Source organism: Streptomyces sp. NPDC020731 (assembly GCF_044334705.1).
Classification (GTDB): Bacteria; Actinomycetota; Actinomycetes; order Streptomycetales; family Streptomycetaceae; genus Streptomyces.
Genome location: NZ_JBIRTN010000019.1, coordinates 180123 through 190848 on the forward strand (window position 1 = coordinate 180123; position 10726 = coordinate 190848).

At 72.5% G+C, this 10726-nt stretch carries 11 protein-coding genes; 8 read left to right on the forward strand and 3 right to left on the reverse strand.

Going from position 1 to position 10726, the window contains the following annotated elements; translation table 11 throughout:
- Window positions 1-2: 2 nt before the first annotated feature.
- Genes ACH4VX_RS27495 through ACH4VX_RS27510 form a run of 4 tightly spaced genes read left to right on the forward strand, consistent with a single transcriptional unit; the run spans window position 3 to window position 4521 of the window.
- Window positions 3-1373 carry an extracellular solute-binding protein gene (locus ACH4VX_RS27495; RefSeq protein ID WP_398370981.1) on the forward strand — a complete coding sequence of 457 codons (1371 nt, stop codon included), beginning with the start codon at window positions 3-5 and terminating at the stop codon, window positions 1371-1373.
- A gap of 22 nt (window positions 1374-1395) precedes the next feature.
- Window positions 1396-2328 carry a carbohydrate ABC transporter permease gene (locus ACH4VX_RS27500; protein ID WP_398370983.1) on the forward strand — a complete coding sequence of 311 codons (933 nt, stop codon included), beginning with the start codon at window positions 1396-1398 and terminating at the stop codon, window positions 2326-2328.
- 1 nt (window position 2329) lies between these two features.
- Window positions 2330-3274 (forward strand): carbohydrate ABC transporter permease, encoded by a 945-nt coding sequence (locus ACH4VX_RS27505; RefSeq protein ID WP_398370985.1) that lies wholly within the window; start codon window positions 2330-2332, stop codon window positions 3272-3274.
- Between the two features lie 56 nt (window positions 3275-3330).
- Window positions 3331-4521, forward strand: coding sequence for an MFS transporter (locus ACH4VX_RS27510; protein ID WP_398370987.1), 1191 nt, complete (start codon window positions 3331-3333; stop codon window positions 4519-4521).
- Between the two features lie 52 nt (window positions 4522-4573).
- Here ACH4VX_RS27510 and ACH4VX_RS27515 read toward each other — a convergent pair whose 3' ends face one another.
- Window positions 4574-5404, reverse strand: coding sequence for an alpha/beta fold hydrolase (locus ACH4VX_RS27515; protein ID WP_398370989.1), 831 nt, complete (start codon window positions 5402-5404; stop codon window positions 4574-4576).
- Window positions 5405-5519: 115 nt separating this feature from the next.
- Between ACH4VX_RS27515 and ACH4VX_RS27520 the strand changes: the two genes are divergently transcribed.
- Window positions 5520-6131 carry a DUF998 domain-containing protein gene (locus ACH4VX_RS27520; protein WP_398370991.1) on the forward strand — a complete coding sequence of 204 codons (612 nt, stop codon included), beginning with the start codon at window positions 5520-5522 and terminating at the stop codon, window positions 6129-6131.
- Between the two features lie 34 nt (window positions 6132-6165).
- Complete coding sequence (locus tag ACH4VX_RS27525) at window positions 6166-6339, forward strand: hypothetical protein (RefSeq protein WP_398370992.1); 174 nt, start codon at window positions 6166-6168, stop codon at window positions 6337-6339.
- Window positions 6340-6354: 15 nt separating this feature from the next.
- On the opposite strand, the gene ACH4VX_RS27530 is transcribed toward ACH4VX_RS27525, so the two are convergent.
- Window positions 6355-7671 carry a hypothetical protein gene (locus tag ACH4VX_RS27530; RefSeq protein ID WP_398370994.1) on the reverse strand — a complete coding sequence of 439 codons (1317 nt, stop codon included), beginning with the start codon at window positions 7669-7671 and terminating at the stop codon, window positions 6355-6357.
- Between the two features lie 81 nt (window positions 7672-7752).
- On the reverse strand, window positions 7753-8601 hold the full coding sequence (locus ACH4VX_RS27535) for a helix-turn-helix transcriptional regulator (RefSeq protein ID WP_398370996.1): 849 nt from the start codon (window positions 8599-8601) through the stop codon (window positions 7753-7755).
- Between the two features lie 127 nt (window positions 8602-8728).
- Here ACH4VX_RS27535 and ACH4VX_RS27540 point away from each other — a divergent pair, with 127 nt between their 5' ends.
- Window positions 8729-9724 (forward strand): aldo/keto reductase, encoded by a 996-nt coding sequence (locus tag ACH4VX_RS27540; RefSeq protein ID WP_398370998.1) that lies wholly within the window; start codon window positions 8729-8731, stop codon window positions 9722-9724.
- Window positions 9725-9904: 180 nt separating this feature from the next.
- Window positions 9905-10387, forward strand: a complete 483-nt coding sequence (locus ACH4VX_RS27545; RefSeq protein WP_398371000.1) for a DUF4396 domain-containing protein — start codon at window positions 9905-9907, stop codon at window positions 10385-10387.
- The last annotated feature ends 339 nt before the right edge of the window (window positions 10388-10726 follow it).

The window sequence follows — 10726 nt, forward strand, 5'->3', positions numbered from 1 at the left end:
CCATGGTCGACCTGCCTGGCCCACGGGCCGCCTCCGCCGGGCCGGAAGGCACCCGCGCCGCGCCGTCCCGACGCGGCCTGCTCCGTGCCTCGTTGGCCTCCGCCGCCGTACTCCTCGGCGGCGGAGCCCTCGCCGGCTGCGGTTCCGCCGCGGCCTCGTCGGACCCGCGCACCGTGCGCATGTGGGACCTCTTCAGCGGCGCCGACGGCGCACTGCTCGACGAACTGATCGACATCGCACGACCCGACATGTCCGGCACCCGCGTCGAGCGGACCGTACTGGAATGGGGCACGCCCTACTACACCAAGCTCGCCATGGCCTCGGCCGGCGGGCGCGGCCCGGACGTCGCCATCTCCCACATGTCGCGCCTGGCGGGCTACGCGCCGCTCGGACTGCTCGACCCCTGGGACACCGGCCTGCTGGCCGAATTCGGCGTCCGTGAGCAGGACTTCGCCGAAGCGGTGTGGGGCCGCACCCAGTACGAGGACCGGACGTTCGCCGTACCGCTGGACACCCACCCGTTCATCGTCTTCTTCCACCCGGACCCCGTCCGCAAGGCCGGACTGCTGACCGGCGACGGCAGCCTCGACCAGGACGCCTTCTCCACACCCGAGCGGTTCCTCGAAGCCGGCCGGGAACTCGCCAAGGCCTCCGGGAAACAGGGGATCTCCTTCGGCTACGTCAACGACACGGCGCAGGGCTGGCGGCTGTTCTACGGGCTCTACCGGCAGACCGGGAACGACTTCGACCTGCCCGTGGGCGGCACGGTCACCGCCGACCTCGACGCGATGACCGAGGTCATCGCCTTCATGCAGAAACTGGTCGACGGACGCGCCAACCCGCGCCGCCTCGACTACCCGGCGGCCCTCGCCGACTTCACCAACGGCCGGAGCGCGATGATCCTCTCCGGCGAATGGGAGCTCGGCACCTTCCGGGCCGCCGACCCGGAGATCGGTGCGGCGCCCTTCCCCACGGTGTTCGGCACCCCCGCGGTCTACGCCGACTCCCACTCCTTCGTGCTGCCGCGCCGCCCCGACCCCGACGAGGCACACCGCAGGCGCACCCACCGGGCGGTGGCCGCGATCCTCAAGGCCGGCCAGACCTGGGCGAAGGCCGGTCACATCCCGGCGTACCAGCCGGTGACCCGTACCGGGGCCTACGCGCGACTGGAGCCGCAGGCCCGGTACGCGGTGGCGGCCGACCATGTGGTGCTCGACCCCGCCGTCTGGTTCGCGGGAGCCGGTTCCGACTTCCAGAACTCCATGTCGCAGGTGCTCCAGCAGTCGATGCTCGACGGCCTGGCGCCCGACCGGGCGGCCCGCGCCATGATCGAGCGGATCAACACCGCCCTGTCCCAGCCCAGTCCGGCCTGAGCCGCCGCGAAGGAGGCAGCAGATGTCCACCCCACTCGCTTCCCCCGGCCGGCCGCGCGCCGACCGGACCGCCACCGGACGCGCCGCGAGACTGCGCCGCGTCCTCCCGCCGGGGCTGCTCTTCGCCCTGCCGTTCCTCGTCCTGTTCGCCTTCTTCATGCTCTGGCCGCTGGCCCAGGGCGTCTGGATGAGCCTCACCGACACCTCGCTCTCCGCCCACGACCCGTCCTTCATCGGGCTGGACAACTACACGGAGGCCCTCGGCGACGCCGAGATGTGGCGCTCGATGTGGCACACCGTGTGGTTCACCGTCGTCTCCACCGTGCCCCTGGTGGCCGTCGCCCTCGCCATGGCCCTGCTGGTGTACACCGGACTGCCCGGGCAGTGGGTGTGGCGGCTCGCGTTCTTCGCCCCCTACCTGCTGCCGGTCGGTGTGATCGGCCTGCTGTGGCTCTGGCTGTACCAGCCGGACCTCGGCCTCTACAACCACCTGCTGCAGGCGGTCGGGCTGGACGGCTACGCCTGGCTCAGCGACGAGTCCGTCGCCCTGTACGCCATCGTGATCGCCACCCTGTGGTGGACCGTCGGCTTCAACTTCCTGCTGTTCCTCGCGGCGCTGCAAGCCGTGCCCGACCACCTGTACGAGGCGGCGGCCCTGGACGGAGCGGGCGCCTGGCGGCGGCTGTGGCACGTGACGCTCCCGCAACTGCGGCGCATCATCGGCGTGGTCACGGTGCTGCAGGTACTCGCCTCGCTGAAGGTCTTCGACCAGGTGTACCTGCTCACCAAGGGCGGGCCCAACGGCTCCACCCGCCCCGTCGTCGAGTACCTCTACGACATGGGTTTCACCGGCTACCGCCTCGGCTACGCCTCCGCCGTCAGCTACGTCTTCTTCGCCCTCATCGTCCTCGCCTCCGCCGTGCAGTTCGTCGCCCTTCGCCGCAGGGAGAAGTGACATGACCTCCATCGACGTACCGACACGGCCCGCGCGCCGCACGGTCTCCCCGCTCCCCGCCGCGCGCCGGGCCCATCGGAACCGGCCGGCCCCGCAGCGCGGACCCAACCTCACCCTCGGCGCGAGCCGGCTGTCCCGCGCCCTGGCCCTGGCGGCCCTCGCGGTGATGGCGCTGCTCTGGCTGCTGCCGATGGCCTGGGCGGTGCTCACGGCGTTCAAGTCCGAGCAGGACGCCAGCGACCCGGTCCACTGGATCTGGCCGCAGGGCGGCTTCACCCTGGACGCCTTCCGCACCGTGATCGAGCGCGGCGACCTGCCGCTGTGGATGCTGAACAGCTTCTTCATCGCCGCGGCCGTCACCGTCATCACCGTGGCCGTGTCCGCGATGGCCGGCTACGCCTTCTCCCGCACGGTCTTCCGCGGCCGCCGGTGGCTGTTCACCGTCACCATGGCGTCGATCCTCGTACCGCCGCAGCTGCTGATCGTCCCCTGGTTCCAGCAGATGCTCACCCTGGACCTCGTGGACACCTACGCGGCGGTGATCCTGCCCCAGACGGTGGCGCCGGTGATGGTCTTCATCCTGAAGAAGCACTTCGACACCATCCCGCGCGAGCTGGAGGAAGCCGCCCGCATCGACGGCGCCGGTCACGCACGCGTCTTCTGGTCGGTGATGCTGCCGCTGTCCCGCCCCATGCTCGCCGCGGTGTCGATCTTCGTGTTCATCGGCGCGTGGAACAACTTCATGTGGCCGTTCGTGTCCACGTCCGATCCGGCGCTGATGACCCTGCCGGTCGGCATCACCGCCGTGAAGGACGCCTACGGCGTCAACTACGCGCAGACGATGGCGTCCTCGGTGCTGGCCGCGCTGCCTCTGGTGCTGGTGTTCGTCTTCTTCCAGCGGCACATCGTGAAGTCGGTGGCGACGACCGGCCTGGGCGGCCAGTGATTCCCGGTGGCGTGCCGGAAGAGGACCGCGGCCGGGTGAGGCGTTAGCGTCGGGACATGGCCGGTGATCGCCGCGGATGGCGGGTGTGTCTGCTCGGCGGTGCGGTGTTCGCGGTGTGCATGACCGGCACCACGCTGCCGACCCCGCTCTACCCCCTGTACCAGGAGAAGTTCGGCTTCTCCGAGCTGACGGTCACCGTCGTGTACGCCGTGTACGCCTTCGCGGTCATCGGTGTGCTGCTGCTGGCGGGCAACGCCTCGGACGCCGTGGGCAGGCGTCCGGTGCTGCGGTGGGGCCTGGGCTGCGCGGCCGCGAGCGCCGTCTGCTTCCTGTGCGCCACGGGCCTGGGCTGGCTGTACGCCGGACGGCTGCTCTCCGGGCTCTCCGCCGGACTGTTCACCGGCGCCGCCACGGCCTACGTCATGGAGTCGGCGCCGCCCGGCGGAACCTCCCGGGCCACCTTCGTCGCCACCGCCGTCAACATGGGCGGCCTCGGCTGCGGCCCCCTGCTCGCCGGGGTCCTCGCCGAGTACGCGCCCTGGCCGCTGTATCTGCCGTTCGCCGTGCACCTCGCCCTGGTCGCCTGCTCCACCGCCGTCCTGCTGCGGCTTCCGGAGACCGTGGCGGAGCGCCGCCCGCTGACCACCGTACGGCCGCAGCGGCCGGGGGTGCCGGCGCGGGTGCGGCCGGTGTTCGGCCCGGCGGCGACCGCCTCGTTCGTGGGTTTCGCGTTGTTCGGCGTGTTCACCTCCGTCAGCCCGGCCTTCCTCGCGCAGTCCCTGGACGTGACCGATCACGCAGTGAGCGGGCTGGTGGTGGCGCTGGCCTTCTTCTCCTCGACCGGCGGGCAGCTGGCCGCCGGCCAGGTCGGCGTGCGCCGGTCACTGCCGCTGGGGTGTGCCGGACTCCTCGCCGGGCTGGCGCTGCTCGCGGGCGCGTTGCACTGGGACCTGCTGACGCTGGTGGTGCTGAGCGCGCTCACCGGAGGGTTCGGTCAGGGGCTCGCGTTCCGCGGGGCGCTGTCCGCCGTGAGCGAGGCGTCCCCGTCGGACCGGCGCGCGGCGGTGATCTCGACGCTGTTCGTGGTGGCGTACCTGGGCATCTCGGTGCCGGTCATCGGTGTGGGGCTGCTGACCGGCCCGATGGGCCTGGAGGGCGCGGGGCTGGTGTTCATCGCCTGCATGGGAGCCCTCGTCGTGGCCGCGGCCGGCTATCTGCTGCGCCGGCCGGTGCCGGCGGGGACGTGAACACCGGCCGGGGCGAGTGCGCCTTCGGCGCCATCCGCGTGACCGGGTCCCGTTAGGACTTGACGAATTCCAGGATGTCGCGGTTGAGGACATCCGGATGGGTCGACAGCATGCCGTGGGGGTACCCCTCGTAGGACTTCAGGGTGCCGTGCTTCAGCAGCTCGACCGTCAACGGCGCGGAGTCCTCGTAGGGAACGACCTGGTCGTCGGTGCCGTGCGCGACGAGGACCGGGACGTCGATCTGCTTGAGGTCCTCGGTGAAGTCGGTCTCCGAGAACGCCTTGATGCACTCGTAGTGGGCGTTTGCCGCTCCTGTCATGCCCTGCCGCCACCAGTTGTCGATCAGCCCCTGGGAGACCTCCGCGCCGGGCCGGTTGAACCCGTAGAACGGACCCGACGGCACGTCGATGAAGAACTGCGCGCGGTTGGCGGCCAGGGCCGCGCGGAACCCGTCGAAGACGTCGATCGGCAGACCGCCGGGATTGCTCTCGGACTTGACCATGACCGGGGGCACCGCGCCGACCAGCACCGCCTTCGCGACCCGGCCGGGTTCGGCCCGTGCGACGTACCGCACGACCTCTCCGCCGCCGGTCGAGTGCCCGACGTGTACGGCCCCCCGGAGATCGAGGGCGCCGGTCAGCGCCGCCACGTCCGCGGCGTAGGTGTCCATCTCGTGGCCGGTCGAGGTCTGACTGGAGCGTCCGTGACCACGCCGGTCGTGAGCGATCACGCGATAGCCCCGGGACAGGAAGAACAGCATCTGGTTGTCCCAGTCGTCGGCGCTGAGCGGCCAGCCGTGGTGGAAGACGATCGGCTGCCCGTCGCGCGGACCCCAGTCCTTGTAGAAGATGGTCGTGCCGTCGGGGGTGGTGACCGTACCCATGGGTGATCCCTCCGCGTGATCCGGATCGACGGCACTCACCTTACGCGCCGGCCCGGCGCGCCTCATCCCCTGTATGCCCGCTGAGGGACGGTTGGGAGCGTTCTATGGTGGTTCGATGTTACTTGTTCCCAGATGGGCCCTGTTCTCGTCGGGGTGTGCGCCTGTCCTGCTGATCGCGGGCTGGATGATCGCGGCGTCACTGGAGGGCCCTGCCTACGATCCCGCCACCCAGACGATCAGCGTCCTGGCGGCCTACGGAGCCGCGGGGTCCTGGGTGATGACCGCCGCGCTGCTGGCGCTGGGCGTCTGCCACCTGCTCACCGCCTGGGGGCTGCGGGCGGCGGCGACGGCCGGACGCGTGGCGCTGGCCGGTGGCGGAGTGACGGCGCTGGTGGTGGCGCTGCTGCCGACGCCGAGCAGTGGGGGGTCCCTGCGCCACGGTTCGGTGGCCGCGGTCGGATTCGCGTTTCTGGCCCTGTGGCCGCTGCTGGCCACCGACGGCGGTGCCGGTCCATGGGCGCTGCGGCCGGCGGCCTCGGCCGCGGCGACCGCCCTGATGGTCACCGGCGCCACGTGGTTCCTCCTCGAGCTGCACCGCCAGGGCGCGGTCGGCGTCGCCGAACGCGTGGTGACGGCCCTTCAGTCCCTGTGGCCCTTCGTGGTCGTCACCTCCTGCCTCCGCCATGTCGGGGGCGGTGACGAGCCGCCCGCGGGTCAGCCGGACTGACGGGGGTCGGTGAGGTGCGGGCGGTGGGCGTCCGGTGCGGCAGCGTGCGGGCGTCGACGGCGAACAGGCCGTCGAAGGCGAGTTCGAGGTAGCGGCGCCAGGCCCGCGGCCCGAGGACATCGCGAACGCGGTCCTGTACGCGGTCACCCAGCCCGGCCACGCCGCCGTCAACGAGATCCTGATCCGGCCGACCGACCGGGCCCGCTGACCGGACCGGGCCCGGTCAGCGGAAGCGTGAACTGCCCACCGGGCCGGAGGACCGGAGGCGGTCCCGGTCTCCTCGCAGCCATGTGCCGCGGACGGCCGAGACGAAGTCCGTGAGCCGTTCGACCGGATCCGCGGGCGTCTGCCCGTCGCCCTCGTCCGGTGTCGGGTCGGCGCCCACGATCTCCGCGGCGATCTCCGCCTCCGGCCGCTCGTCCGGCTCCCCGGGCTCCACGCCCCCGTCGGCGCTCTGCCGGAGGCCGGCGGCCCACGGGGCCACGGCCGACTGGTGGAGCAGCGTGACACTGTCGGCCGTGACGGCCGGCGGGTCGGTCCAACGGGAGGCGTGCTCGTGCAGCACCTGTCCCGGCGTCCGGTGCCGGAGCTGCTCCAGTACGCGCGGGCCCTCCTGCTCGTCGGCGGTCGCGCCGAGGTCGTGGGCGACGACGACGGTGTCCCGCCGGCCGGCCTCGTAGGGCTCGGCCGGCAGGTCCAGCACGTCGGCGGCGGCCAGGCCCAGGATCCTGCTCCCGCGGTCCGGCAGCAGCGACACCGAGCGCGGTCGTACATCGGCGGCGGCGAGCACCGACCGCAGCCGCAGCAGGCCGAGCAGACACTGGCCGTGGGTGTCCTGGATCCAGGCGTACCGGCCGGTCATCCCGGCGTCGTACCCGTACGGGGACAGCGTGCCGAGTACGGTGCCGCCCATCACGTACTGCCAGCCCCGCAGGTCCGCGTGGTCCAGCGGGCCGGCCCCGCCGGCGCTCGTGGCGCGCTCCAGGACGCGGTTCTGCCGGTCCCGCGCCTCCAGCCACATGGCGTCGTCGGGGGCGGGCAGCAGTGCGTGCTGACGCCGGGCCAGCCCCAGGTCACCGGCCAGGACGGCGTTGAGGACCAGCAGATGGCGGTCGGGCCAGTCGGCGAGGCCGTCCGCGTGCGCCAGCAGCGCGTCGGCGGCGTCGCGGTGCCGGCCCTCGTCCTCGTACGCCGACACCAGTTCCCGCAGCACCGCGAGGGAGTCCGGGGCCAGCCGCAACGCCTCGCGCAGGGCGGGGACCGCCAGGTAGGACACGCCGCGTTCCACGCACGCGTACCCGTAGTCGTACAGCGTGCGGGCCCGGCCGGGACGCGCGGCCAGCGCCGCGGCCGCCTCACGGAGGTCGTCGAACCCGGCCGCCCGGGCGGCCCGCCCGACGACGAGGGCGACCTGATCGAGGGGAGCGGAGTCGGCCTGCCGCAGCCGGCGGAGCGCGCCGGGAACGTCGCCCGTGTCGAGACACTCCCAGGCCTCGGACAGGTCCGGGGAGGTGGGCCGGCGGTTTCTGCGCGAGAACATGCGCAGCATCCTCTCCGGCGCTCACGGCGGGCCTCAACCGTATTGTTCCGTGTCCCGGGCCGGGTCGGCGTGCCGGCCGCTTCAGCGGGGCGTGCTCGTGGGGAACTCCTCGCTGCCGAGCACGCGCAGCAGCTCCAGCCGCTCGCGGGCCTCGGCGTCCGCCGGTGTGAGCACCAGCAGTTGCTGTCCCTGATCGGGGGTGACCAGGGTCTCGCAGTCCATCAGCACGCGGCCCACCCGTGGATGCAGAAACGTTTTTCGGTCGGCCCGCCGGACCGCCACCTCGTGCTCCGCCCAGAGCCGGCAGAAGTGCGCGCTCGCGTCCCGCAACCGTTCGACGAGTCCGGTGACCGTGGAGTCGCCGGCCCGGCGCCCGGCGACCGCGCGCAGATCGGCCACGAGCTGACGGGCGTAGTACTCCTCTTCCTCGGCCGGGCCGACGGCGCGCGCGGCCGGTTCGGTGAACCAGCGATAGACGATGTAGCGGCGGTCGCCGGAGAAACCGGTGAGATCGCGCATCAGCAGAACGGACGCCCGGTTCTGCGCCAGCACTTCCCCCAGCTCGGACAGGACCAGGGCCGGCGTGTCGCCGAGCAGGTCGAGCATGCGTACCAGGCCCGCCCGGGCGAGCCGGGCCACTCCGTCGGCGGGCGGGGGCCGGTGACCGGCCAGATGGAACAGGTGGTCGCGCTCGTCGTCGGACAGGCGCAGCGCACGGGCCAGCGCGACGAGCAGCTGCGTCGACGGCTGGCTGCTGCGGCCCTGTTCGAGGCGTACGACGTAGTCCACCGACATGCCCGCCAGCATCGCGACCTCCTCCCGGCGCAGACCGGCGGTACGGCGTCGGGGGCCGTCGGTGATGCCGACGTCGGCCGGGCGGATCGCCTCACGGCGGCGGCGCAGGAAGTCGGCGAGTTCCTCACGTTGCATGACCTCATGGTCCCTCGCGGCGCACCCGCCGATCCAGGGAGCGGCTCTCCCATGATGAACGCTCCGCTCCCGGTGGCCACGGCACCGGCGCAAGGTGGGTGACGGACCGACCACGAGGGAGAACACGATGCGGACACGCATTCTGGGAAGCAAGGGACCGGCCGTCTCCGCGCTGGGCCTGGGCGCGATGAGCATGTCGGGTGCCTACGGCGCGGCCGACCGCACGGAGAGCATCGCCACCGTGCACGCCGCGCTGGAGGCCGGCGTCACGCTGATCGACACGGGCGACTTCTACGGCATGGGCCACAACGAGCTGCTGCTCGCCGAGGCCCTGCGCGGACGCGACCGGGACAGCTACCGGCTGAGCGTCAAGTTCGGCATGCTGAGCGGCCCGACTCCGACCATGGGCGGGTACGACGGCCGCCCCGAGGCGGTGAAGAGTTTCCTCGCCTACTCGCTGACCCGGCTGGGCACCGACCACATCGACATCTACCGTCCCGCGCGGCTGGACCCGGCGGTACCGATCGAGGAGACGGTGGGCGCGATCAAGGAGCTGATCGACGCCGGGTACGTACGGCATCTCGGCCTCTCGGAGGTCGACGCGGCGACGATCCGCCGGGCGCACGCCGTGCACCCCGTCGCCGACCTGCAGATCGAGTACTCGCTGATCTCACGCGCGGTCGAGGCGGACGTCCTGCCCACGCTGCGGGAGCTCGGCGTCGGACTGACCGCGTACGGCGTCCTCGGCCGCGGCCTCATCTCCGGCCACTGGTCCGCCGGCCGTGGCGCCGGCACGGGTGACCACCGGGCGCTCAGTCCCCGGTTCTCCGGCGGTAACGTGGAACACAACCTCGCCCTCGTGGAGGCCCTGCGCCGGGTCGCCGAGGCGAAGGGGTGCACCGTCGCCCAGCTGGCCATCGCCTGGGTCGCCGCACAGGGCGAGGACATCGTGCCGCTGGTCGGCCCCCGCACCCGCGAGCGGCTGACCGAGGCGCTGCCCGCGGCGGCCCTCGGCCTCACCGCGGACGACCTCGCGGAGATCGAGAAGGCGGTACCGCGGGGCGCGGCACGCGGCGACCGCTACCCGGCCGTGTTCATGGCCGACCTCGGCGTGGGCAACTGAGCCCGGCTCTCCGGCGGGCCCCGGACGGACGGCCGGCGATCCCGCCGTCCGGAGCGACGCTTCCGGCCCGCCGGGGCACGAGGCCGTCCACGCGGCCGCGGCATTCTTGGGAATATACCCCCTAGGGGTATATGTTGCTCCCGGTGGGCCGGCGTCGGCCGCCCGGGACGCCGAACGGGGATGAAGGCCATGGACCACAGCACACGTCACACCGACACCGGGCACGGCCACGCGTCGTGGGCGATGGCGGCGAAAGCGACGCTCCACTGCCTGACCGGGTGCGCCGTCGGCGAGATCCTCGGCATGGTCGTCGGCACGGCCCTGCTGTGGGGCGACGTACCGACCATGATCCTCGCGATCGTCCTCGCCTTCGTCTTCGGCTACTCCTTCACGCTCTTCGCGGTGGTGCGCGCGGGCTTGTCCTTGCGGGCCGCGGTCAAGGTGGCGCTGGCCGCCGACACGGTCTCCATCGCGGTGATGGAGCTGGTCGACAACGCGATCATCGCCCTGACACCGGGCGCGATGGACGCGCAGCTGTCGGACGGGCTGTTCTGGTCGGCGCTGATCGGCGGCTTCGCCGTGGCGTTCGCGGTCACCACACCGGTGAACAAGTGGATGATCGGCCGCGGCAAGGGCCACGCCGTCGCCCACGCCCACCACTGACCGCGGGATGCCCTGGGCCCTGTCGTCGGATTCCCGCCCGCCCCGCGACGCCGTGCACGCCTTCTCGCCGCACCGGGCCCCGACCCGGGCACGACCGGTACGAGGGCCAGGGCCGGGCACGCCGGAGGCACGTACCCGATGCCGCAGGGCCCGCTCTCCGGGCGGACGGCGGGAATGTGACGACGGGACCTGGGAGATGTCGTTTGGATCTTGCCGAGCCGGGCGGGGTCCGGCACGCACCTCCGCGGCGTCGTCGTCGGTCCTCGACGCTCCGCGTCGACTCCCTCCTCCGCCTCGCGGCCGCACGCACCGGACCCCGCCCGGCTCGGCTGTGAGGCG

What these genes read in the sequence shown, in the direction of transcription:
- ACH4VX_RS27500 (WP_398370983.1), top strand. Translation starts at nt 1,396, where the DNA reads ATGTCCACCCCACTCGCTTCCCCCGGCCGGCCGCGCGCCGACCGGACC.
- ACH4VX_RS27510 (WP_398370987.1), top strand. Translation starts at nt 3,331, where the DNA reads ATGGCCGGTGATCGCCGCGGATGGCGGGTGTGTCTGCTCGGCGGTGCG.
- ACH4VX_RS27530 (WP_398370994.1), bottom strand. Translation starts at nt 7,671, where the DNA reads ATGTTCTCGCGCAGAAACCGCCGGCCCACCTCCCCGGACCTGTCCGAG.
- ACH4VX_RS27540 (WP_398370998.1), top strand. Translation starts at nt 8,729, where the DNA reads ATGCGGACACGCATTCTGGGAAGCAAGGGACCGGCCGTCTCCGCGCTG.
- ACH4VX_RS27545 (WP_398371000.1), top strand. Translation starts at nt 9,905, where the DNA reads ATGAAGGCCATGGACCACAGCACACGTCACACCGACACCGGGCACGGC.
- ACH4VX_RS27520 (WP_398370991.1), top strand. Translation starts at nt 5,520, where the DNA reads ATGTTACTTGTTCCCAGATGGGCCCTGTTCTCGTCGGGGTGTGCGCCT.
- ACH4VX_RS27515 (WP_398370989.1), bottom strand. Translation starts at nt 5,404, where the DNA reads ATGGGTACGGTCACCACCCCCGACGGCACGACCATCTTCTACAAGGAC.
- ACH4VX_RS27495 (WP_398370981.1), top strand. Translation starts at nt 3, where the DNA reads ATGGTCGACCTGCCTGGCCCACGGGCCGCCTCCGCCGGGCCGGAAGGC.
- ACH4VX_RS27535 (WP_398370996.1), bottom strand. Translation starts at nt 8,601, where the DNA reads ATGCAACGTGAGGAACTCGCCGACTTCCTGCGCCGCCGCCGTGAGGCG.
- ACH4VX_RS27505 (WP_398370985.1), top strand. Translation starts at nt 2,330, where the DNA reads ATGACCTCCATCGACGTACCGACACGGCCCGCGCGCCGCACGGTCTCC.